The organism is Streptomyces sp. ICC4 (genome assembly GCF_003287915.1).
In the GTDB taxonomy this organism is placed as follows: Bacteria; Actinomycetota; Actinomycetes; order Streptomycetales; family Streptomycetaceae; genus Streptomyces; species Streptomyces tritrimontium.
Genome location: NZ_CP030286.1, coordinates 7,856,835 through 7,879,170 on the forward strand (window position 1 = coordinate 7,856,835; position 22,336 = coordinate 7,879,170).

19 protein-coding genes are annotated in these 22,336 nt (G+C 71.9%); 8 read left to right on the plus strand and 11 right to left on the minus strand.

The features are described from left to right. The first annotated feature begins 202 nt into the window (after positions 1 to 202). Complete coding sequence (gene gap / locus DRB89_RS36880; protein WP_112452374.1) at positions 203 to 1,213, plus strand: type I glyceraldehyde-3-phosphate dehydrogenase; 1,011 nt, start codon at positions 203 to 205, stop codon at positions 1,211 to 1,213. 150 nt (positions 1,214 to 1,363) lie between these two features. Further along, on the plus strand, positions 1,364 to 2,278 hold the full coding sequence (locus DRB89_RS36885; protein WP_204357913.1) for a pyridoxamine 5'-phosphate oxidase family protein: 915 nt from the start codon (positions 1,364 to 1,366) through the stop codon (positions 2,276 to 2,278). Here the strand turns inward: DRB89_RS36885 and DRB89_RS36890 are convergent. From DRB89_RS36890 to DRB89_RS36925, 8 genes are all read right to left on the minus strand, one after another. Then, entirely contained in the window at positions 2,248 to 3,279 is a 1,032-nt protein-coding gene (locus tag DRB89_RS36890) for a PrpF domain-containing protein (protein ID WP_162688881.1), read from the minus strand. The two genes, DRB89_RS36885 and DRB89_RS36890, sit on opposite strands and share 31 nt — an antisense overlap. After that, entirely contained in the window at positions 3,276 to 4,034 is a 759-nt protein-coding gene (locus tag DRB89_RS36895) for a nitroreductase family protein (protein ID WP_162688882.1), read from the minus strand. The genes DRB89_RS36890 and DRB89_RS36895 overlap by 4 nt, the downstream gene beginning before the upstream one ends. Before the next feature lie 116 nt (positions 4,035 to 4,150). Continuing rightward, positions 4,151 to 5,395 (minus strand): MFS transporter, encoded by a 1,245-nt coding sequence (locus DRB89_RS36900; RefSeq protein WP_162688883.1) that lies wholly within the window; start codon positions 5,393 to 5,395, stop codon positions 4,151 to 4,153. A 154-nt stretch (positions 5,396 to 5,549) separates the two neighbouring features. After that, complete coding sequence (locus tag DRB89_RS36905; RefSeq protein ID WP_112463621.1) at positions 5,550 to 5,939, minus strand: hypothetical protein; 390 nt, start codon at positions 5,937 to 5,939, stop codon at positions 5,550 to 5,552. A gap of 17 nt (positions 5,940 to 5,956) precedes the next feature. Then, positions 5,957 to 6,805, minus strand: coding sequence for a hypothetical protein (locus DRB89_RS36910; RefSeq protein ID WP_112448677.1), 849 nt, complete (start codon positions 6,803 to 6,805; stop codon positions 5,957 to 5,959). Next, positions 6,802 to 7,701 (minus strand): DUF692 family multinuclear iron-containing protein, encoded by a 900-nt coding sequence (locus DRB89_RS36915; RefSeq protein ID WP_112448676.1) that lies wholly within the window; start codon positions 7,699 to 7,701, stop codon positions 6,802 to 6,804. Before DRB89_RS36915 ends, DRB89_RS36910 begins: the two co-directional genes overlap by 4 nt. Continuing rightward, positions 7,688 to 8,899 (minus strand): acyl-CoA dehydrogenase family protein, encoded by a 1,212-nt coding sequence (locus DRB89_RS36920; protein ID WP_112448675.1) that lies wholly within the window; start codon positions 8,897 to 8,899, stop codon positions 7,688 to 7,690. The genes DRB89_RS36915 and DRB89_RS36920 overlap by 14 nt, the downstream gene beginning before the upstream one ends. Positions 8,900 to 9,379: 480 nt before the next feature. After that, the gene (locus tag DRB89_RS36925) at positions 9,380 to 11,179 is read right to left on the minus strand and encodes an AMP-dependent synthetase/ligase (protein WP_239516547.1); all 1,800 of its coding nucleotides are present in this window, start codon (positions 11,177 to 11,179) and stop codon (positions 9,380 to 9,382) included. 119 nt (positions 11,180 to 11,298) lie between these two features. Here DRB89_RS36925 and DRB89_RS36930 point away from each other — a divergent pair, with 119 nt between their 5' ends. The 3 genes from DRB89_RS36930 to DRB89_RS36940 all read left to right on the plus strand — a co-directional run bounded on the left by DRB89_RS36930 (position 11,299) and on the right by DRB89_RS36940 (position 13,793). Further along, positions 11,299 to 12,315 carry an AraC family transcriptional regulator gene (locus DRB89_RS36930; protein WP_112452369.1) on the plus strand — a complete coding sequence of 339 codons (1,017 nt, stop codon included), beginning with the start codon at positions 11,299 to 11,301 and terminating at the stop codon, positions 12,313 to 12,315. Between the two features lie 154 nt (positions 12,316 to 12,469). Next, entirely contained in the window at positions 12,470 to 13,033 is a 564-nt protein-coding gene (locus tag DRB89_RS36935) for a hypothetical protein (RefSeq protein ID WP_112452368.1), read from the plus strand. A 271-nt stretch (positions 13,034 to 13,304) separates the two neighbouring features. Continuing rightward, the gene (locus tag DRB89_RS36940) at positions 13,305 to 13,793 is read left to right on the plus strand and encodes a hypothetical protein (protein ID WP_162688884.1); all 489 of its coding nucleotides are present in this window, start codon (positions 13,305 to 13,307) and stop codon (positions 13,791 to 13,793) included. Positions 13,794 to 13,827: 34 nt separating this feature from the next. Here DRB89_RS36940 and DRB89_RS36945 read toward each other — a convergent pair whose 3' ends face one another. Continuing rightward, a complete protein-coding gene (locus DRB89_RS36945; protein ID WP_162688885.1) occupies positions 13,828 to 14,328 on the minus strand; it encodes a hypothetical protein in 501 nt (166 codons plus the stop codon). 255 nt (positions 14,329 to 14,583) lie between these two features. Between DRB89_RS36945 and DRB89_RS36950 the strand changes: the two genes are divergently transcribed. After that, on the plus strand, positions 14,584 to 15,762 hold the full coding sequence (locus DRB89_RS36950) for a lipase family protein (RefSeq protein WP_112452365.1): 1,179 nt from the start codon (positions 14,584 to 14,586) through the stop codon (positions 15,760 to 15,762). A gap of 32 nt (positions 15,763 to 15,794) precedes the next feature. Here DRB89_RS36950 and DRB89_RS45380 read toward each other — a convergent pair whose 3' ends face one another. After that, positions 15,795 to 16,457, minus strand: coding sequence for an alpha/beta hydrolase (locus DRB89_RS45380; RefSeq protein ID WP_343234854.1), 663 nt, complete (start codon positions 16,455 to 16,457; stop codon positions 15,795 to 15,797). Here DRB89_RS45380 and DRB89_RS36960 point away from each other — a divergent pair. After that, a complete protein-coding gene (locus DRB89_RS36960) occupies positions 16,344 to 20,702 on the plus strand; it encodes an FtsK/SpoIIIE domain-containing protein (protein ID WP_343234855.1) in 4,359 nt (1,452 codons plus the stop codon). The two genes, DRB89_RS45380 and DRB89_RS36960, sit on opposite strands and share 114 nt — an antisense overlap. A gap of 166 nt (positions 20,703 to 20,868) precedes the next feature. On the opposite strand, the gene DRB89_RS36965 is transcribed toward DRB89_RS36960, so the two are convergent. After that, on the minus strand, positions 20,869 to 21,732 hold the full coding sequence (locus DRB89_RS36965) for a menaquinone biosynthesis protein (RefSeq protein ID WP_112451443.1): 864 nt from the start codon (positions 21,730 to 21,732) through the stop codon (positions 20,869 to 20,871). Positions 21,733 to 21,969: 237 nt separating this feature from the next. On the opposite strand from DRB89_RS36965, the gene DRB89_RS36970 reads away from it, so the two are divergent. Next, complete coding sequence (locus tag DRB89_RS36970) at positions 21,970 to 22,173, plus strand: cold-shock protein (RefSeq protein WP_112451444.1); 204 nt, start codon at positions 21,970 to 21,972, stop codon at positions 22,171 to 22,173. Positions 22,174 to 22,336: the final 163 nt, after the last annotated feature.

Below are 22,336 nucleotides of genomic sequence, written 5' to 3' on the forward strand. Positions count from 1 at the left end.
TACCGGCATGCAGGTACTCGTATGCCATCAGAAGTTCCAATGCCTGCGGCCCCACCTCGGCTTTCATGCGCAAACAGGCGATGAGCAGGCGCATTTAGGCAACCACGTCAACAGGTCACGCGGTACAGTTGACGATTAGGACTGGCCGGACAACGCGGCTTTACGTGCGGTCATGGATGTAGTTTCCGAAGAGGGGTATCACGTGACGATCAAGGTCGGCATCAACGGATTCGGCCGCATCGGCCGGAGCTTCTTCCGCGCCGCCCTTCAGCGGGGCACCGGCCTGGAGGTGGTCGCCGTCAACGACCTCACCGACGCCGCGACGCTGGCCCATCTGCTCAAGTACGACAGCACCCTCGGGCGACTGGGCCACGACGTCCGCGCCGTGGAGGGCAACCTCGTCATAGACGGGCGCACCATACGCGTGACCGCCGAGCGCGACCCCGCCAAGCTGCCGTGGGGCGAGCTGGAGGTGGACGTCGTCATCGAGTCCACCGGCGTCTTCACCGACGCGCACAAGGCCCGCGCCCACCTGGAGGCCGGCGCCCGCAAGGTCATCATCAGCGCGCCCTCGAAGAACGAGGACCTGACGATCGCCTTCGGCATCAACGACAACCTCTACGACCCGGCCGTGCACGACATCGTCTCCAACGCCTCGTGCACGACCAACTGCCTGGCCCCGCTGGCCAAGGTCCTCGACGACGCGCTCGGCATCGAGCACGGCCTGATGACCACGGTCCACGCCTACACCGCGGACCAGAACCTCCAGGACGGTCCGCACACCGACCTGCGCCGCGCCCGCTCGGCGGCGACCAACACCGTGCCGACCACCACCGGCGCCGCCAAGGCGATCGGCCTGGTCCTCCCCCAGCTGAAGGGCAAGCTCGACGGGTACGCGCTGCGCGTGCCGATCCCGACGGGCTCCGCCACCGACCTCACCGTCCGCGTCGCGCGCGCGACGACCGTCGAGGAGGTCAACGAGATCTTCGCGAAGGCCGCCGAGGGCGCTCTCGCGGGCATCCTCACCTACACCGACGAGCCGATCGTCTCCAGCGACATCGTCACCGACCCCGCGTCCTGCATCTTCGACTCGGGCCTGACCAAGGTCATCGGCGACGGCCGCCAGGTCAAGATCGTCGGCTGGTACGACAACGAGTGGGGCTTCTCCAACCGTGTCGTGGACACCGCCCTGCTGATCGGCGCCCGTTCCTGAACGCGTCGCCGTTCCCGAACGCGTCGCCGTTCCCGAACGCGTCGCCGTTCCCGAACGCGTCGCCGTTCCCGAACGCGTCGCCGTACGCGTCGCCGTTCCCGAGCGGGTGTCCGTTCCCGATGCGGCGCCCGTGCCCGACCGGAGGTTTCCGTGGTGATCAAGACCACCCATCACGAGGGTGAGCAGGCCGTTCAGAAGCAGGCCGGCGAAGGCGGGCCCGGCTGGGGCTCGCCCATGTTCGACGATGTGATCCAGCCCGGATTCGACCAGTACCTGATGCGCCAGCGGATGCTCTTCCTGGGCGGCGCCGACGCGACGGGGGCCATGTGGTCCTCGCTGGTCACGGGCGATCCCGGGTTCGCCCTGCCCACGGGCCGGCACACGATCACGCTGTCGTCCGTGCCCGTGCCGGGCGACCCGCTCGCCAGTGCCTTCGAGGAGACGGCCGACATCGGCCTGCTCGCCCTCGAACCGCACACGACGAGCCGGATCAGGATCAACGGCGTGGCGCGGCGCGAAGGGGATCTGCTGCACATCCGCACCGAGCAGGTGCTGGGCAACTGCCCCAAGTACCTGCAGGTGCGGGTTCCGGTCGCGGACGGGCCCGCCGGGTCCCGGGAGATCCGCAGCGGCGAGGGACTCACCCCGGAGCAGGAGAAGTGGATCCGCGGCGCGGACACCTTCTTCATCGCCAGCCAGGCGGACGGCTACGGCGCGGACTCCTCGCACCGGGGCGGCGACCCCGGTTTCGTCTCGGTGGCGGGACCGCGCAAGCTCGTCTGGCCGGACTACTTCGGCAACTCCTTCTACATGACCCTGGGGAACCTTCAGCTCAATGAGAGCTGCGGGCTGCTGTTCCTCGACTGGGAGTCCGGCAACACCCTCCAGCTGACGGGGAAGGCCCGGATCAACTGGGCCGAGGGGGACCGGGCCGCCGTGCCCGGCGCCCTGCGGATGTGCGAGTTCGACATCGAGCGTGTGGTGCAGATCGACGGGGCGACCCGGCTGCGCTGGGCGTTCGGCGGTCCCTCGCCCTACAACCCGCCGGCGGCGGCGCGGGGCTGACCCCCCCCTCGCCCTGGGGCACAACCACCCCGAGGGGCCAGGGGGGCCAGGGGGGCCGTGCGGGCGGTCACCGAGGCCCAGCGTCCCGGCGTCCGGACCCGCAGTGGCTGCTCTCCGCCGTCGGTTCCGTCGGCGCCGTCCACCCAGTCGGCCCCGTCCGCGCCGGCCAGTTGCCGGGGCAGGGAGCCCGGGACGCGGGCAGCGGCCGCCAGGCAGACCGCGCCGGTCAGGGCCAGGGTGGGATGCCAGGACGGGACCGAGATGGCTCGCGCGGCCAGCCGCCCGGGTCCCAGCGGCAGCAGGGCGGCGATCTTCGGGAACACCCCCGGAGGCCAGCCGAGCGCGGCCTGCGCGGTGCGCCTGACCTCGGACAGTGCCGCGAACAGGGCCTCTCCGGCGGCGAACAGCTCGTCGGGCCCGCGCACCCCGAAGTCGGCCGCGCGGACGAAGACGTACGGGTTCCCCATGGAGGCGCCCGTCACCTCGACGGTCCCCCCGCGGTAGGGCAGCTCGGTCACCGGGGAGCCGAACAGCAGCAGGTCGCGCAGTGGGATGGCCGGGCTGAGCAGGAAGGACGCGCTGAGGCGCTCCCGGTCGCCGCCGGTCTCCTCGACCGCACACTCGACGCTGTCACCGTTGTTGAGGACGTTCACCCGGATCCGCTGCCCGGTGCGCAGCGGCGGGAGCTCCCCGGAGCGGCCCGCCACCGAGCAGGCCGCGAGGATGGAGTGGCCGCAGCTGCCGCGGAGTTCGAAGCCCGGGTCGGTCCCCGGAAGGACCTGCACGAAGCGGTAGTCCAGCTGGTGGCCCGGGCGCGACGAAGGACCGATCAGCGCGATCTTGGTGATCTCCCGGAGCCCGGCCCGCACCAGGTCCTCCCGTACCCGGCCCAGCTCGGCGAGCAGCCGCTCGGGGTCGCGGGCGCCGTCGGCGAAGTCCTTGGCCGGCAGCACCAGCGTCCTGCTCGGACTGCCGTGCGCGGCGGCGAGGCGGCCCGTCATCGCGCCGCCGGCACGGGCTGCGCACCGGGCGACCGCCAGGCGGGTGCCCGCAGACGGCCCAGGCTGCGCCTGCCCTTGTCGATCTGGGCCTGCCATTCCACCCGGTCGTCGGCGGTGACCTCACCGGCGGGGCTGCTCAGCCCCGTCGCCCCGGGCCGGGGCGGCAGGGAGCCGGACCCGGCGTCATAGCGGTCCCGGTGCACGAGCAGCCCGGTGTGCAACCGGGGGCGCGGCGCCGGCGCCGTGGAAGCGGGCCGGCCCAGGCACAGGCCGAAGACCGGGAACACGCCGGGCGGCAGCCCGAGCAGCTCGGCGGTGGCGGAGGGCTTGTTGCGGATGCCGCCGACCATCACCGTCCCCAGACCCAGGGACTCCGCCGCCAGCGTCGCGCACATCCCCGCCAGGGAGGCGTCGATGACGGAGGTGAGCATCGCGTCGGGGTGTTCGCCGGAGACGAGCTCCCCCGGCAGCTCGCACAGCTCCTCGATGCGCCGGATGTCCGCGCAGAAGACGACGAACACCGGGGCGCCGACGACGTGGGGCTGGCCGCCCGCGATCCGCCGCAGGGCGGCGCGCACCTCGGGGTCGCGGACGACGACGAAGGAGTACGGCTGGAAGTTGAAGGCGGTGGGCGCGCGGACGGCGGCGCTCAGCACCTCCTCGACGAGGGAGTCCTCGAGCTGCTCGTCGGTGAAATCACGGCAGCTGGCTCGCTCGGCCAGGAGCTGCAGGACGGTGTCGGTGCGGGTGGTCACTACCCCTCCCAGGGCTGGATGTGGACATGGTTGAGCTCGGCGCGGCGCGGGTGCGGTCGGACGCGCGGGTGCCGGAGATGAGGGTGGAGGCGAGGGTGCGGGCCGGGCGGCTGGGATCAGGCGGAGGCGGGTTCCCGCTCCTCGGCCACGGCCGCCGGGTAGAGGCGCTCGGCCTCACGGTCCCGGCGCCACCACCAGATGGCGCCGAGCACCACCGAGGCGACGCCGGTGCAGAGGCCGACGGTGCGCACGTCGGACACGATGAGCAGGCCGGCGAAGAGCGCCAGCGAGATGCGGGCCATCGCGCTGTAGGTGGTCATGTGGACGCTGGTGACCCGGCCGCGCACGGAGGCGGGCACGGTGGCCAGCAGGACGGTGGTGTCCAGCGCGATGATGATGCCGCTGGCCGCCCGCATCAGGCCGAGCAGCGCGATGGCGACGACCGGGTGCCCCACCAGGAAGAAGGACCCCCAGGCGAGACCCTGGAAGATGTAGGCCGCCGCGTAGGCGGACAGGTGGTGGCGCAGCGCGATCCGGGCGGCCAGGACGGTGCCGAGGATGACGGCCACCCCGTCCATGACGTACAGCGCGCCCAGGACGGTGCCGCTGCCGGCGAGGTAGCCGGTGGCGTAGGCGGCGAGCAGGACGTCGTACGCCCCGCCTATGCAGCCCCAGGCGATGCCGATCCAGACGACGGAGCGCGCCAGCGGCAGGTCGCGCAGCACCCGTACTCCGGCGGTCAGCTCCTTGCGCAGGGGCTCCGCGTGGGCGCCCTCCGGTACGGGCTCCGCGTAGGCGAGCGGCACCTTGGCCTGCAGCAGCAGTGGTACGACGGCCAGTACCTGCAGCGCCCCGGCGACGGCCATGGCGCCGGTCGGGCTCCAGCTGGACAGCACGCCGCCGAGCGAGGCGCCGACGACGGTCATCGTTCCCGAGACGGAGCCGAGCCGGGCGTTGGCGGTGGGCCTGCCCGCCGGCGGCACCACCCCGTACAGCCACTGCTGCCGGGCCGGCGGCCAGAGGGTGTTGCTCAGGCCCTGGAGGCCGTAGAACGCGGCGGTGATCCAGATCCCGTTGTCCAGGAAGAGCACCATGCCGAGGACGCAGACCGCCTGCGCGACCATGGAGCCGATGGCGAGGCGGCGCACGTCGAACCGGTCGGCGAGGGTGCCGGCCACCATCATGAAGGCCAGCGCGGGCACGGTGCCGATGAGCTCGACCGCCGCGAGCGTGGCGGGGGAGGAGTCGCGCAGCACCTGGATGAACAGGCTGATCTGCATGACCCAGGTCGATCCGGAGGACAGCGCGCTCGCTGTCCAGAGCCTGGTGATGCTGCTTCGGGGGACGGAAGGCGAGGTCACGCTGGCTCCAGGTGCGGCGCCGCTGCGCTGGCGTGCGGCGGGGTGTCGCGGTTGTGGGAAAGGTGGGGGTCGGCCGGCCCGGGGGGCGCCCCCCGGGCCGGCCGAATGTGCCTGCCGCGGCCCCACGGGTGTGGGTGCCGACGGCTGAGCGGGACTACGCGGCGACGAGTTCCCCGGTCAGGAGGAGATCGAAGTCGGCGTCGGTGAAGCCGCCCTTGTCCTTGGCGACGACGGTGCTGGGGCCGAAGTCGGCGTCGGTGAAGCCGCCCTTGTCCTTGGCGACGACGGTGCTGGGGCCGAAGTCGGCGTCGGTGAAGCCGCCCTTGTCCTTGGCGACGACGGTGCTGGGGCCGAAGTCGGCGTCGGTGAAGCCGCCCTTGTCCTTGGCGACGACGGTGCTGGGGCCGAAGTCGGCGTCGGTGAAGCCGCCCTTGTCCTTGGCGACGACGGTGCTGGGGCCGAAGTCGGCGTCGGTGAAGCCGCCCTTGTCCTTGGCGACGACGGTGCTCGGGCCGAAGCTGGACTCAGAATTGATGGTGCTCATCGAAAAACTCCTCATAGTCATGATTCTTTCGGTTCCCCCGCCGGACTCGCGGGGTGGTACCCCACGAGCTCGGCGGGAAGCATCAGATGCACGATCTGGCGATCGTGCAGGCTCTCCACGAGTTCCTTGACGAACCCGTGCGAGAACTGGGGCAGCAGCCCGCCGGCGTCCAGCACCGTGCGGGGGCCCTTGGTCAGTTCCGCGAGGAGCGGGTGGTCGCTCAGGTCGAAGGCCCGGGAGCGCTTGGGCTGGCGCCAGTCCCGCTGGAGCAGCAGCGTGGTGGGCCGCGGCCGAAGGTCGGCGGTGTACTCCTCGTCCTCCTTCGCGAGCCGCAGCATGTCGTAGCGGAACTCGACGACGGCGTACGGCTTGCGCAGCACCAGCGTGCTGCTGCTGCGCAGCGGGCCCTGCGCACCCTCCGGGAACTCCTTCGGCGTCTCCGCGAGCTCGCAGACGTAACTGCAGAACCGCAGGAGGTCGAGGAGGTGTTCCGGGAGCGACCTGTCGACGATGTAGTCGAAGGCGAAGTCGCAGAACCGTCGGACCTCTTCCATCCGGCCGAACTGGCCGACGGACACGGCCTGGTGATACGCCTCGAAGAAGCGTCCCCGCGGCGTGTGACGGAACAGCGCGTTGAGGAACAGCGCGAACTCCGCTTCGCGGCGGACGATCCGCTGCTTGATGACGAGAGTGGCGACGTCTTCGAAGTAGTTGGGCTCGATGGCCGTGAACTGGGCCTTCTCCTCGTCGGTCAGGCCGAGCTCGGCGGCCGCCCGGTCCAGCCCCTCCGGCCGCATGACGGCGCGGCGGTACTCGGTGTCGCGCACCGCGCGGGTCAAGAGCTGCTGCAGTCCGGCCAGACTCATCGGGCCGCCTCCTCTGTTTGCAGGCGGGATCCCATCAGGTCGCGGACCCAGTCGAGACGCTCCTTCGTGCGCTCGGGTTCAGGACGCGAGGGGGTACCGGGGGCTTCGACTTCGAGAATGACGACCGCGGGCTGGAAGTCCTTCTCCTTGAAAAGGTTCTCCAGGGTCGAGATGTGCCATTTCTCGTTCTCCCGGAATCGGGCGTATTCCGGGTCCTTGAGTTCCTTCTCGTTGGGGACCGGTATGTGCACCTGCCAGACGCGGTCCAGCGGGATGTGCGCCACTTCGCTGTCCCAGTCGACCGGGTAGTGGTCGTCGGAGAGCACGAGATTGGAGAGGCTGAGCAGGATGCCCGCGTCCGCGCCCTCCGCGATGTCGGCCACCTGCTGGCACACCGTGCGCGGGCCGATCTGGTTGAACAGCATCGGCTGGTTCTCGATGATGAGCGGGTAGGGGGACTCCTCGTTCGCCGTCCGCAGGTTGTCGATGAACACCTGCGTCTGCTCGTCGGTGCCCATCGGCTGCATGAACGTGCCCGCGTACGTGTCCTGGGTGCCGACCATGCCGACGTGCTCGCCGATCCACAGGCAGTTGGACACGTCCGCCATCCGCTGAAGCCGCTCGACCGTCCCGGGCGGCGCCGATTCCACCGATCCGAGCATGTACTCGTAGCTGTGCAGCGTCGACGGAAGGCCGGCCGTGCCCGCGTTGATCTCGGCGAGGTAGCCGGGGTCGTAGGCGAAGTGCGCCGCCAGGTACTCGACCATGTCGACGCGCGCGCCGATCTCCATCAGCCGATCGAAGTAGGCCTGGTGGGAGGGAATGCAGTGGTGCAGGTAGCCCGCACCGATGGCGGCCGGTTTCCGGTGCCGTCGTGGCTGTTCAGCGCTGGTCATGGTCCGCCTCCGGCAGAGTGTCGGTGGTGAGCAGGTGGTCGGTGATGCGGTCGCGGATCAGGGAGTTGGACGGGCCCATGAGTGCGGTGGCCCGTGCGTCCCTGAGCCGGCGCTCCAGCGGGAAGGTGCTCAGGAAGCCCCGCGAGCCAACGGTGTGGAGCAGGGCCCCGGTGATCTCCTCCGCGGCCGCGGAGGCCTGCAGTTTGAACTTGCTCGAGACCACCGGCGAGGCGCCGTCGGCGCAGGCCGCCACGGCTAGCGCGGCGTAGGCGTAGCTCGTCTCCACGCTCACCAGGGTGTCGGCGAGCGAGGCGCGGACCTGTTCGGCGCCGGTACGGGGCTGGGTGTCCGCCAAGCGTCCGGTGACCATGAGGCAGGCGTCCTCGAACGCCCCGGCCGCCGCGCCCAGAGCGAGCAGCCCCGGGTTGAGGCAGACCTCGTGGTTGTGGCCCATCAGCGCGCGGCCGCTGCCCGGTTCGCCGACCAGGTCGGTCGGCGCGAGGTCGACGCCGCGCAGTTCCACCGAGGCGGTGCCCGACGCCCGCAGGCCGAGCAGCGGGTAGGGGGCGGAGATCCTGACGCCGGGGTCCTTGGCGTCGACCCGGACGAAGGTGGCGCCCTGCCGTCCGCCGTCCAGCTCGGTCTCGGCGAGGACGTGCACGACGCCGGCCGCGGACAGCCCGGTGCAGAACGTCTTCTCCCCGTCGAGCGTCAACCGGGAGCCCTGGGACCGCAGTCGGGTCTGCAGGTTCTCCTTGTTCTTGGTCGTGGCCCGCTCGGTCCAGGCGCTCGCACCGATCAGCGATCCGGTGGCGAAGCCGCGCAGGTCGTCGTCGCGCCAGGAGTCCGCGCCGAAGGCGAGGGTCCTGCGCACGACCTGGTAGTGGAACATCAGGATGGCGGCGGTGGAGGCACAGGCCTGTGCCACCCGCTCGACCACCAGACAGGCCGCGCCGTCCCCGAAGCCCAGGCCCCCGTACTCCGCGGGCACTTGGACGCCGAGCGCCCCGAGGTCCCCGAGGGCGGAGAGCGACCGCAGCGGCGGCTCACCGGTGGCATCGGCCGAGACGGCTTCGGCGACGACCACGCCGTCCACGACTTCGTCCAGGCGACGGAACCAGTTCTCGGCGGTGCCGGGCAGGCCGGTCAGGCATGCCGCGACGAATTGGTCCCGATAATTTTGATGGGAAAAATTCATGCGACCCTCTCCAGGTGCAGAAAGTCGACGGCGACTTCGAGATTCTTGCGAGGGAATTGGCGCGGGTTATCGGGAATAATCTCCGCACTCCTTTTCCACTGCAAAAAAATGGCCACCAGGCGTTTGCGATCTGGACACTACCCCAAGGAAATTCGATGATCCACAGACTTCCGGTGCACCGATTGGCGTGTGAATGAAGCGAGTTGGGGAGTAATGTCCCTTTGCCGTTTCGTGACCCAAGGTCGAGATTTCGCGTGCGGGAGGTCGATGGAAGCGGTCAGACTTCTCTGGGCAAGTGAGGAATCGGCCAATGACCGGATGGATCCGGCCGTCGTGAGGCCGGAGGCTGAAACGAGACTGTGGCGCAGACGACCCCTGTCCCGGCCGGCGACTCAACCGGAGCACGGCACTCCGCTACCCGGCCGCCTGGGGCGCCCCGGTCCCCCGGGCGCCCCCGGTCCCCTCCGGCGGGGGCGCGGCTCAGGCGTACAGCTCCTCGATCTCCCCGGCGTAGCGTTCCGCGACCGCCCGGCGGCGGAGCTTCAGGGTCGGGGTGAGGGTGCCCGCGTCCACCGTGAAGTCCTCGGCCAGGATGCGGAAGGCGCGGACGCGGGCCGGGCGGGAGACCGTGGCGTTGGCCGCCTCGACCGCCTCCTCGACGAGGGCCCGTACCGCCGGGTGGTCGCCCGGTGCGGCGGGGTCCAGGGCCACCGACTCGCGCGCCGCCCAGGCGGCGATCTCCTCCGCGTCCAGGGTGATCAGGGCAACCGGGTGGGGGCGGCGGTCGCCGATCATGACCGCGCGGGAGACGTAGCGGGAGCGCTGGACGGCGAACTCCAGCTCGGTGGGGGTGATGTTCTTGCCCGCCGAGGTGATGATCAGCTCCTTCTTGCGGCCGGTGATGGAGAGGTAGCCGTCGGCGTCCAGTTCGCCGAGGTCCCCCGTGTGGAGCCAGCCGTCCCCGTCCAGCGCCTGCGCCGTCGCGGCGTCGTTGGCGTGGTACCCCGGGAAGACCATCGGGCCCCGGGCCAGCACCTCGCCGTCCCGCGCGATGCGGACCTCACAGCCGGCGATCGGGCGGCCCACCGAGCCGTAGCGGACCCCGGCCGGGTGGTTGAGGCTGATGACCCCGCCCGACTCCGTCATCCCGTACCCCTCGAACACCGCGATCCCGCAGGCGCGCAGGAAGTCGAGCGTGGCCGGGGCGATCGGCGCCCCGCCCGTCAGCGCCCACTGCAGCCGGCCCCCGAACGCGCCCCTGACCAGGGAGTACAGGGACTTGTCGGCAGCCTCGTACGCCGCGCGGGACTCGGCCGGCAGCCGGCCCTCCGCGGCCAGCAGCCCGAGGCGGACCGCCTCGCCGAAGCGGTCGGCGCCGCCCTCCTGGGACTCCGCCAGGGACAGGACCACCGAGTGCAGCTTCTCGAACAGCCGGGGTACGGAGGGCAGGTGCGTGGGCCGGGCCTCGGCCAGCTCGCCGATGACGTCCTCGATCCGGCCGCCGAAGTAGCAGAGCTCGCCGCCCTCCAGGAGGGTGGTGAACTGGATCAGCTGGGCCAGCAGGTGGGCGAGCGGCAGGTAGAGGTACGTGGAGTCGCCCGGGCCGCCCTTGATGAGCGGGAGCGTCGCGTCCTGGATCGCGCCCAGGTTTCCGTGGGTGAGGCGACAGCCCTTGGGCAGCCCGGTCGTCCCCGAGGTGTAGACGATCGAGGCGTCGGCCTCCGGGGCCACCGCGGCCGCCCGCGCCAGGAGTTCGGCCTCGGAGGCGGCCCCGGGCAGGGACCGCAGCCCGTCCATCGCCACCACCGCGCGCAGCGCCGGCAGCTCCCCCTTGGCCCGCAGCGCCTCCACCCGCGCCGCCTGCGCCGCGTCGTCGCAGACGACGGCCACCGCCCGCGAGTCCGAGAGCACCCAGGCGAGCTCCTCCTCCCCCGCCGTCGGGTACACGGGCACCAGGACGGCGCCCGCCGCCAGCACCCCGAAGTGCGTGTACGTCCACTCCGGGCGGGTCTCCGCGAGCACCGCGACCCGGTCTCCGGCGGCGACCCCGAGGCCGAGCAGGGCCCGCCCGGACTCCCGTACGCGGATCCGCAGCTGCCCGTACGAGACCGTCGACCAGCCGCCGCCCGCCGCCTTGTGCCGCAGCGCGGTCTCCGCCGCGTACCGCTCGCCCGTCCACTCCGTGAACACCGCCAGCGTGCGCGGCCGCACGTCGCTCGTCGTTCCGTCCATGGTGTCGCTCACCGCATCGCTCACCGCGTCGGTCACCGCGTCGGTCATCGGGCTCGCCTCCCCCTCGGGTCGTACCGATGACGCTAGGCACCGCGAGGGCGCCGGCGGCATGACCGGAAGCGTCACCCCCGCTGACCCCAGCGCTCAATGCGGCTACCGTCAGAGCCATGGGGAGGCGGACGATCACCGTGCACCACGTGCGCGCCGTGCTCGCGGGGGCGCGCGGCAGCGGCATCGACACCGTGCCACTGCTCCAGGAGGCGCAGATCCCGCCGCTGCTGCTGGGCGACGACCGGGCGCGCGTCACCCCCGCGCAGTTCGCGCGGCTGTTCCGGGCGCTGTACCGGAGCACGCAGGACGAGTTCCTGGGCCTTTCCTCCGTGCCCAGCAGGCCGGGGACCTTCGCGATGATGTGCCACGCGGCGCTGGGCTGCCGGGACCTCGGGGCGGCGGTGGAGCGCTCCGCCGCCTTCTACGGGCTGTTCCCGGGCGGGCCGGAGCTGGCGCTCGAAGTCGAGGGCGGGCAGGCGCGGTTCACCGTCCGCAACGACTTCGCGCGGGACGAGGAACGGTTCCTCACGGAGTGCGTGATCGCCATCTGGCACCGGCTGAGCAGCTGGCTGATCGGGCGGCGCATCCCGCTGGCGTACGCGTCCTTCGCGTATCCGCCGCCGCCCCACGAGGCGGAGTACGAGACCCTCTTCGACTGTCCGGTCCGCTTCGGCGAGCAGCGCACGGGCGCGGCCGCGGCCTTCGACGCGCACTGGCTGACCGCGCCGCTGGTCCGGGACGAGGCCGCGCTCGACGCGATGCTGCGCCGGGCCCCCTTCGACCTGCTGTCGCGGCCGGAGTACGGGACCACGGTCGCGGAGCAGGTCCGCCGGACCCTGACGCAGGCGCTGCGCGGCTCGCCGCGGCTGCCGGAGCTCGGGGAGGTGGCGGGCCGCCTCGCGGTCTCGCCGGCGACGCTGCGGCGGCGGCTGCGCGAGGAGGGCACGTCCTTCCAGGAGTTGAAGGACCACGTGCGGCGGGACGCGGCGATCGCGGGGCTGGCGGAGAGCCGCGAGCCCATCGCGGAGCTGGCCGCCCGCCTCGGCTTCTCGGAGGACACCGCCTTCCACCGCGCGTTCCGCCGCTGGACGGGCACGACCCCGGGCGCGTACCGCATCGCGTCGGGCGGTTAGGGCAGACACCAGCAACGTCGGTACGGAGGCGTAGGGTTGGCGCGTGGCCGAGGGTGCTGTTGAAATTTCCGCGGGCGGTGCCGGGTTGGACGGCGCCACCATCGTGACGTCGTCTCGCGTACACGGAACGCCGAGTACATCCCTCCGTGTCTCTGTGAGCCAGATCTACGGAGCCTCCTGGCAGGGCCTGACGGCGAAGAAGCTGGCCTTCTTCCGGCTCGCCCTCCTTGCCGCTGACCACGATGCGCTAGAGGTACACAAGGGACTCGACCACGTCGTTCCCGTCGGCGACAGCGGTGATTTCTGCATCCTGCTGCACCAGGGCAACACCCGCGTAGGCGCACTGCAAGAGTGGCTGTACGGCCTGCCGGACGAGCTTGCCCTGCCGGCCGGGCCTGCCCTGCCGCAGCTGTCCGCCCTGTCGGGGGCCCAGGCCCTGCTCAGCCGTCATGACCGGCTCCAAGCGCACGAGCGCGAGTACATCGCCGCCGCCCTGGAACAGCTGGGCCACCTGCTCGGGCTCCGAGGATGGAGCTCCGCTCACCTGACGTGGACCCCACCCGTGCTGCCGACGCTGCCCTGCGGGGTATTGCGGCGGGCGGCTACGCGCGTGCCGCGGGCACCGGATGCGGATGCGGTGCCCCCAGCCGTGTGCGACAGCCGGACCAGCAACCGGATGTTCGGCGCTCGGCACATGCTGCTGGAGCTCGCTGCCTGACGTGGCGCTCTGGCGGCTCCATCCGCCAGATGCGACAGAAAGTCAGCTCGTGAACAAGATTTTCGCCCTCCTCCGGAGTCTGCTCAAGCCCGCTCCCGGCCGCCCCGCATGGGGAAGGGACGGGAGCAATGGTTCGGCGGTTCCGCCGGCCGATCCGGCCGACCAGACCGACCAGGAGTAGATGCTGCGCCACGGCCGCCGCCCGGGCCCGCGGGTCCGGGGGCGGGTGTGTGAGACTCCCCTCCTGACCAACCAGGGTGGGAGCTTTACCGTGCGCGAACGCATCAAGCCGTCGAGGACGTCCAGGACGTCCGGGATCGCCACAAGGGCCCTGGCCTGCGCGATCCTGTTGGCAGCCGCTCCGCTGTCCGGCTGCACGGCCGACGACTCCGACTCCGACTCCCGGGCGCAGGACGTCGACCGGAACACCGTGGACCGCGAGCTGCAGGCAGCGATCCGCAAGGCCGGCCTCGACCCGGCCAAGGGGAAGACCACCGGCGTGCCGAACGGGGTCCCGAATCCGAGCTCCGCCGGCTGGGTCGCGGTCCTCGCCACCCCCGAAGCGGAGCGGGCCCTGCCGAAGATCGCGGCGGAGCTGGAGCGCCTGGGCTGGCACCCGGACCCCGACGGCTCACATCCCCTCAGCTACGAGAAGTCGGACTGGTTCCTGCTGGGCCGCAACGTGACGGAGGCCGACGCGGTCACCCTCAAGCCGGGCGAGAGCCTCCTGACCCTGACGGCCACGGACTTCGGCCCCTAGCGCCTGGCCCGTGGCCGAATGACCGCCCGCGCGCTCAGTGGCGCTGGGGCCGTCCGCCCCGCTGCGGGAGCGCCGCCGCGAGCAGCGACACGAGGAGGGCGAGCGCGCCCAGGGCGGCGACCGCGAGGGCCGTGACGTGGACGACGGTGATCCACAGCGCCGGCTCGCCGTACGCGCGGTCGCCCAGCGCCCGCGCCTCGCCCTTGTACGCCAGCTTGCCCGAGCCGTCGCGGCCGATGTCGTCCGCGTACGAGTACAGCGTGCCGGTCCGGGCCTTCCCGTCGGCCGTCCACGAAGTGCCCCCGCACTTGCTGGTGCTCTTGGCCGATCCGCTACGGCCCACGACGGTCTCCACTCCGCAGCTGCTCGGGAGTTGGACGGTGACGGGCTCGGCGAAGGCGTAGGCCGCGCCCCAGCCGGTGGGCTGCTGGGAGGCCATCCCGACGAAGAAGAAGACGGCGAGCCCGATTCCCGCGAGGACCAGGCTCGCGCTCGCCCGGTTCTTGAACTTCTGCCCGCGTGTCACAACGGCCACAACTCCCCCAAATGGTGTGTTCATGCCAATAAATGCGGCGAGGAAGGCCGAGGAAGAGCAAGGAGAAGCAAGCATCCACCTGGCCGGTTTCCATCCCCGCGTGTCGCGCGTTTGTACCGCACCCGCGGCTACGCCGACAAGGTGAATGAGGTCCCGGGTCAGGAAAGGTGAGCTGTGCGGTCAGCGACCTTCCTACCGGTCGGTCACTACGGTCTCCTCACCTACCCCCACCGGACCCATCGGGAGAGCCGCCCCATGCGCATCCGAAGCTCAGCCCTCGCCGCCGTGGCCGCCCTGGCCCTCGCGGCCGCGATCCCCGCGACCACCGCACGCGCGGACGACGAGGCCGGCCAGTCCGGCCGGACCGGCCAATCCGCCCGCCCCGGCGACATCGTGAGCAGCGTGCCGTCCGCCTTCCACCCGCTGCCCGGCCAGCCCACCCACACCAAGGCCTGGAAGATCCACTACAACTCGACCACCGCCGACGGCGCCCCCAACGTCGTCTCCGGCACGGTCATCGTCCCGCAGGACGGCCGCACCGGCCCGCGCCCGCTGATCACCTACGCCGTCGGGACCGTCGGCATGGGCGATTCCTGCGCGCCGAGCAACAACCTCCCGTACGGCACCTCCATGGAGGCCAACCTCATCCAGCAGCTCACCCTGCGCGGCTGGGCCGTCGTCGTCACCGACTACGAGGGCCTCGGCACCCCCGGCGTCCACACCTACACCGTCGGCCCCTCCGCCGGGCACGCCGTGCTCGATGCCGCCCGCGCCGCCACCCGCCTGCCCGGGACGGGGCTGTCCGCGAACACCCCGGTCGGCATCATGGGTTACTCCCAGGGCGGCCAGGCCAGCAGCTGGGCCGCCGAGCTGCAGGGCTCGTACGCACCGGAGTTGCAGGTCAAGGGCACCGCGACGGGCGGCGTCCCGGCCGATCTCCTCAAGGTGGCCGACTTCAACAACGGCTCCTACGGCTCCGGCCTCATCTTCATGGCCGCCGCCGGCCAGGACGCGGCCTTCCCGGAGCTGAAGCTCGACTCCTACCTCAACCCGGCGGGCAAGGCCCTGGTGGCCGGCATGAAGGAGAACTGCGTCGCCATCGACGCCGTCGCCGGCTCCTTCAAGCGGATCTCCGACCTGACCACCCGCAACCCGCTCGCCCAGCCGGACTGGCAGGCCCGGCTGAACCAGAGCAAGCTCGGGCGCACCGCCCCGGCCGCGCCGGTGTACCAGTACCACGCGCTCGGCGACGAGCTCATCCCGTACGCCGTCGGCAGCCGGCTGCGCTCCGACTGGTGCGCGAAGGGCGCGAACCTCGAGTTCGACACGATCTGGCTCGGTGAGCACGTCAGCGGGGTGATCACCCAGTCCCTGGCGGCCGGAAACTGGCTCGCGGACCGGTTCGCCGGCCGCTCGGCCCGCCCCAACTGCTAGCGGTACAAGGTTGGTTGCCCCGCCGGGGGTCCTCACTCCCCGGCGGGGCAGGACCGTGTCCCGGACGGGAGCCGTCCGTCGAGCAGGAAGTGGTCCACGTAGCCGCGCACGCAGGAGGAGGCCACGTACCCGGTGTGGCCGTCGCCCTTGTAGTCCACGACGACGGTGTTGCCGAGCCGCTTCGCCGTCTCCTCCGTCCACTCGTACGGGGTGGCCGGATCGCCGCGGGTCCCGACGAGCAGCATGCGCGGGATGCCGGCCGGGCGGTCGATCTTCCGGATGAAATCGGTGCCCGCGGGGCGCCCGTAGCAGGACAGGACCGTCATCAGCTGGCGCGGCCCGAAGACGGGCGAGGCGGCGAGGAAGAGCGGCGCGAGCTCCGCCAGCTCCCGCTCGACGGTCGCCGGGGAGGCCTTGGCGTCGCCGCGGTCCGGGTCGTCGGCGCAGTTCACCGCGACGAGGGCGGCGGCGGTGTTGTCGCCGGGGACGGTGGCACCGCTGCCGCTGCCCTCGTCCGGGGCCGGGGGTGGGGGGTCGACGGCAGCGCCGTCGACCCCGCCCTGGCGCTCTCCGCCTCCCCGCTGCGCGAGGGTGTCGTCGTCAGCCTCGGCGACCCCGCCGGATGCTGGCCCGGCGAGCCCGGCGGGCTCGTCGAGCTGCGCGTCGTCGGCGGCCCCGGCGCCGGCACCGTGCACCGGCTCGGTGTCGGGCGGTACGACATCGGCCGCGGCGCGGCCGCCGCGCTGCGCGTGGAGCGGGACCCGGAGCTGGCGGAGCGGGCGCTGACGCTGTCGGTGGCCATGGACGGGTCCTGCAAGGTGACCGTGCACGGCAAGGCCGCCGTCACCCTGGACGGGGCGGAGCCGGAGGACGAGGCCTGGCCGCTGGGCGTGCAGCTCGCCATCGGCAACAGCCTGCTGGAGCTGACCCGCTACACGCCGCCGGACGCCGCGCTGAAGTGGTCCGAGGACGGGGCCGCCTTCGACTACAACCGACCGCCGCGCCTGCGCCCGCCGGAGCGTACGACCAACTTCGCGCTCGCCTCGCGGCCGCGCGAGAACGAGGCCCGCCCGCTGCCCTGGCTGATGGCGGTCTTCCCGCTGGTGACGGCCGTCGTGATGGTGCTCGTCATGGGCCGCTGGTACTACATGATCATGGCCGTGCTGAGCCCGATCATCATCGTGGCCAACCACTTCATGGACAAGAAGCACGGCCGCAAATCGCACGCCAAGCTCCTGGAGGAGTGGGAGGAGCACAAGGCCCGCATCGAGAAGGACGCGCAGGAGGCCCTGGTCGCCGAGCGCACCGACCGGCGCCGCGCGATCCCCGACCCGGCCACCGTGCTGAACCTGGCGACCGGCCCCCGCACCCGGCTGTGGGAGCGCCGCCGCACCGACCCCGACCACCTGCTCATCCGGGTCGGCACCGGCCGGCTGCCCTCCGTCGTGGTCCTCGACGACCCGCAGCGCGACGAGCACCGCCGCAAGGTCACCTGGGACATCGAGGACGCCCCGGTCGCGCTGCCGCTGGCCACGCTCGGCGTGATCGGCATGGCCGGGCCGGGCGACTCCCCGCAGGCGCTCGGCCGTTGGGCGGTGGCCCAGGCCGCGACCCTGCACGGGCCCATGGACGTACAGGTCTACGTACTGACCGACGCCACCGCCGAGAAGGGCTGGGACTGGCTGCGCTGGCTCCCGCACACCCGCCCGTCCGGCGGGCAGGACGCCAACGTGCTGGTCGGGACCGACGCGGAGACCGTCGGCGCCCGGATCGGCGAGCTCACCCGGATCCTGGAGGCGCGCGTCGCGGCGGCCAAGGCGAACAGCGGCCGCGCCGCGTCCTTCGGCGATCCCGACGTGGTCGTCGTCTGGGACGGGTCGCGCCGGCTCCGTTCCATGCCGGGCGTGGTCCGGCTGCTGGCCGAGGGGCCCGGCGTACGGATGTACTCGATCTGCCTGGACTCCGAGGAAAGGTTCCTGCCCGGCGAGTGCCAGGCCGTGGCCATCGCCGAGCCCCTCGGCGCCGACGAGGACCCGCAGGGCTCCGCCCGCGAAGCCGGCGCAGCCGGCGCGGGCACCCCCGGCTCCCCGGGCACCCCCGGCGCCAAACCGCAGGGCGCCTTCCCCGCCTCCGGCGGCTTCCCCTCCTTCAGCGCCTGGCACCACACCCAGCCCGGCACGAAGGAGGCCGACGAGCCCCGCCTGCGGCTGCGCGTCGAGCAGGCGGGCGCCGCCCGCGCCCTCAGCGTGCGCCCCGACTTCGTCTCACCGTCCTGGGCCCTGCGCCTGGCCCGCAGCCTCTCGCCGCTGCGCGACGTCAGCGGCGAGACCGAGGACTCCGCCCTGCCCGGCTCCAGCCGGCTGCTGGACGTCCTCCAGCTGGAGCCGCCGACCGGCCCCGCCATCGCCGCCCGCTGGCGCAACAGCGGCCAGTCGACGATGGCCGTCATCGGCGAGTCCTACGACGGCCCCTTCGGCATCGACATCCGCCGCGACGGCCCGCACGGCCTGATCGCCGGAACCACCGGCTCCGGAAAGTCCGAGCTGCTCCAGACCATCGTGGCCGCCCTGGCCGTGGCCAACACCCCGGAGTCGATGACCTTCGTCCTCGTCGACTACAAGGGCGGCTCCGCCTTCAAGGACTGCGTCAAGCTCCCGCACACCGTCGGCATGGTGACCGACCTCGACGCCCACCTCGTCGAACGGGCCCTGGAATCCCTCGGCGCCGAGCTCAAGCGGCGCGAGCACATCCTCGCCGACGCCGACGCCAAGGACATCGAGGACTACCAGGACCTCGTGCGCCGCAACCCCGCGCACAAGCCCGTCCCCCGGCTCCTCATCGTCATCGACGAGTTCGCCTCCATGGTCCGCGACCTCCCCGACTTCGTCACCGGCCTCGTCAACATCGCCCAGCGCGGCCGCTCGCTGGGCATCCACCTGCTGCTCGCCACCCAGCGCCCCAGCGGCGTCGTCTCCCCCGAGATCCGGGCCAACACCAACCTCCGGATCGCGCTGCGCGTCACCGACGGCAGCGAGTCCTCCGACGTCATCGACTCGCCGGAGGCCGGGAACATCTCCAAGAACACCCCCGGCCGCGCCTACGTGCGCCTGGGCGCCTCTTCCCTCGTCCCCTTCCAGTCCGGTCGCGTCGGCGGACGGCGCCCCGGCGTCGCCGACCCGCAGCTCGCCGAGCCGTGGGCGGCCGTCCTGGGCTGGCAGGAGCTCGGCCGCGAGGCCCTCGTCAAACCGAAGAGCGCCGCCCGCGAGGACGAGGAGATCACCGACCTCAAGGTCCTCGTCGACGCCGTCCTCGAAGCCAACACCCAGCTCGCCATCCCCGCCCAGCACAGCCCCTGGCTGCCGCCCCTGGACGAGGCCCTGCTGCTGGACGCCATCCCCGTGCCCCGCGCCGCCGGCGCCCTGCCGCCCGCCCCGTACGGCATCGAGGACCTGCCCGCCGCCCAGGAACGCCGCCCGGTGGCCGTGGACTTCGCCGGCTTCGGCCACCTGCTGATCGCCGGATCCCCGCGCAGCGGCCGCTCCCAGGTGCTGCGCACCATCGCGGGCTCACTGGCCCGTACGCACTCCGTCGCCGACGTCCACCTGTACGGGATCGACTGCGGCAACGGCGCCCTGAACGCCCTGACCGCCCTCCCCCACTGCGGGGCCGTCATCGGCCGGGCCCAGACCGAGCGGGCCGTGCGCCTGATCAGCCGCCTCCAGGGCGAGCTCACCCGCCGCCAGGAGCTGCTCGCGGAGAAGGGCATCGCCGACATCGGCGAGCAGCGCGCCTCCGCCGCCGAGGAGGACCGGCTGCCGCACATCGTCGTCCTGCTCGACCGCTGGGAGGGCTGGCTGACCTCGCTCGGCGAGGTGGACCACGGCGATCTGACCGACCAGCTCACCATCGTCATGCGCGAGGGCGCCAGCGTCGGCATCCACCTCGTCATCACCGGTGACCGCCAGCTCGTCAACGGCCGGCTGAGCTCGCTCACCGAGGACAAGTTCGGCCTGCGCCTCGCGGACCGCTCGGACTTCTCGCTGCTGGGCATCCCCACGAAGAAGGTGCCCGACTCGATGGTGCCGGGCCGGGCGTTCCGCGCCGACACCGCCACCTCCGTCCAGTTCGCCCTGCTCGCCGAGGACTCCACCGGCCAGGGCCAGGCCGCCGCGCTCGGCGCGATCGGCGAGGGCGCCCGCGTACGGGATGCCGAGCTGGCGCGGACCCGCCGGCCGTTCCGGGTCGACGTGCTCCCGAGCCGGATCTCCTTCGCGGACGCCTGGGAGATGCGCGACACCGAGGCCGCCGCGTCCCCGTTCTGGGCCCTGGTGGGCATCGGCGGCGACGACCTGACGGGCATGGGCCCCGACCTGGCGGACGGGGTGCCCGCGTTCGTGATCGCCGGCCCGGCGAAGTCGGGCCGCAGCACGGTCCTGATGAACCTGGCCCGCACCTATCTCGCGCGGGGCATCCGGCTGGTGATCGCCGCCCCGCGCACCTCGCCGCTGCGTGCCCTGGAGGGGACGGAGGGGGTGCTGAAGGTGTTCACCGGCACCGAGTTCGAGAGCGAGGACCTGGAGGAGTTCACGGACACGGCGACGCCCGAACAGCCCGTGGCCGTCCTCGTCGACGACGCCGAGATGCTGCGCGACGTCGACGCGGGACCGGCCTTCAAGCGCATCGTCCAGCGCGGTGTGGACAACGGCCAGGCGCTGGTCCTCGCGGGCGACGAGGAGGACGTGTGCAGCGGCTTCAGCGGCTGGCAGGTCGAGGCGAAGAAGGCCCGGCGCGGAGTGCTGCTGTCGCCGCAGGAGTCCTCCAGCGGCGAGCTGATCGGCCTGCGCATCAGCCGCAGCATGGTCGGCGGCCCGGTGACCCCGGGCAAGGGCATGCTGCACCTCGGGGACGGCGAGGTCCGCTCGGTGGTCGTCCCGCAGTAGCGGGAGCGGTACGCCTCGGACCGCGCCCCGCGCGCACGCCCGCATTCCCCGCCGGGGGCGCCCCGGGCGCACCGCGGCGGACGGGAACGTGAAAGGAGAACGCATTCCCGGTAAACGGACGCATTCGCCTTTCCGCACCGCGGAAAGGCGAGAGCCATAAGACGCGCTAATACCCCGGGACGGTCGCCGCCAGAAGCTCTACGGTCACATCCGGCGCATAGCCCGTCGTCGGTCCCGTCCGCCGCGCGAATTCGCGTACGCCGGCCAGCTGGTCGGGTCCGAAGCGGAAGTCGAGCGTCGTGAAGTAGCGCTCCAGCAGTTCCGCGTCGAAGGCCTCCCAGCGGGCCGCCTGCTCGGCGACCTTGGTGACTTCCTCCAAGGACACGTCACGGGAGGCGAGGAAGGCCTCGTGGACCTTGCGGACGACGACCGGCTCGCGCTCCAGGTAGTCCTTGCGGGCGGCCCAGACGGCGAAGACGAACGGCAGTCCGGTCCACTCCTTCCACATCAGCCCGAGGTCGTGGACGGCGAGCCCGAGCCGGGGCGCGTCGTGCAGGGAGGCGCGCAGCGCGGCGTCGCCGATCAGCACCGCCGCGTCGGCCTCCTGCATCATCAGCCCCAGGTCGGGCGGGCAGGTGTAGTAGTCGGGCCGTACTCCGTACTGCTCCGCGAGCAGCAGTTGGGCGAGGCGTACGGACGTGCGGGAGGTCGAGCCGAGGGCGACGCGGGCGCCGTCCAGCTGGTCCAGGGGCACCTGCGAGACGATCACGCAGGACATGACGGGGCCGTCGCAGCCGACCGCGAGGTCGGGGAAGGCGACGAGCTCGTCGGCGTTGCGGAGGAACTCGACGAGGGTGATCGGCCCGATGTCCAGGCTGCCCCGGACGAGGCTGGCGCTGAGGTTCTCGGGGGTGTCCTTGGTCAGCTCCAGGTCCAGCAGAGTGCCGGTTCTGGCCAGCCCCCAGTAGAGAGGCAAGCAGTTCAGGAACTGAATGTGGCCGACACGGGGCCGGCTGCGATAGACGTCCACATCGCGAGACTAGCCCCCACGTCGGCGTCAGCCGTCTGGCGGGTCTCAAACGTCCGAGTGACGTGATCTTTCCCTCTGGTCTCGGCCGCAGGGTGCGTGCTAGGCTCGACGCAAGTTGCAGTTTGGTTTCCCTTGCAGTACGAGGCCTGCGGAGAATGTGACCCGCAGGCTTTTGTAGTTTTCAGACTTCTTAGCAGGTTCTGGAGCAGGGCGACCCTTTGGCCCATAGGAGGGCTCATGGCTACCGGAACCGTCAAGTGGTTCAACGCTGAAAAGGGCTTCGGCTTCATCGCCCAGGACGGCGGCGGCCCGGATGTCTTCGTCCACTACTCCGCGATCAACGCCGCTGGCTTCCGCTCCCTTGAGGAGAACCAGCTGGTGAACTTCGACGTCACCCAGGGTCCGAAGGGCCCGCAGGCGGAGAACGTCACCCCGGCCTAGTCGCCTGGGCCAACCAATCGCGGTTGGATATGCAGTACCCAAGGAGCCCTGTCTTCTCCGTGCGAGCGGAGTCGACGGGGCTCCTGCCTTTGCCCTGGCCGGGTCGTCTGACGGGGCTACGGCAGCGCCCCCCGGCACCACCGTTCGCACGGTGGTGCCGGGG

Bases quoted from the DNA above. Each gene is read 5' to 3' on its own strand.
- DRB89_RS36930 (WP_112452369.1), top strand. From the start codon at position 11,299: ATGGGGAGGCGGACGATCACCGTGCACCACGTGCGCGCCGTGCTCGCG.
- DRB89_RS36915 (WP_112448676.1), bottom strand. From the start codon at position 7,701: ATGACCAGCGCTGAACAGCCACGACGGCACCGGAAACCGGCCGCCATC.
- DRB89_RS36920 (WP_112448675.1), bottom strand. From the start codon at position 8,899: ATGAATTTTTCCCATCAAAATTATCGGGACCAATTCGTCGCGGCATGC.
- DRB89_RS36925 (WP_239516547.1), bottom strand. From the start codon at position 11,179: ATGACCGACGCGGTGACCGACGCGGTGAGCGATGCGGTGAGCGACACC.
- DRB89_RS36910 (WP_112448677.1), bottom strand. From the start codon at position 6,805: ATGAGTCTGGCCGGACTGCAGCAGCTCTTGACCCGCGCGGTGCGCGAC.
- DRB89_RS36905 (WP_112463621.1), bottom strand. From the start codon at position 5,939: ATGAGCACCATCAATTCTGAGTCCAGCTTCGGCCCGAGCACCGTCGTC.
- DRB89_RS36890 (WP_162688881.1), bottom strand. From the start codon at position 3,279: ATGACGGGCCGCCTCGCCGCCGCGCACGGCAGTCCGAGCAGGACGCTG.
- DRB89_RS36950 (WP_112452365.1), top strand. From the start codon at position 14,584: ATGCGCATCCGAAGCTCAGCCCTCGCCGCCGTGGCCGCCCTGGCCCTC.
- DRB89_RS36970 (WP_112451444.1), top strand. From the start codon at position 21,970: ATGGCTACCGGAACCGTCAAGTGGTTCAACGCTGAAAAGGGCTTCGGC.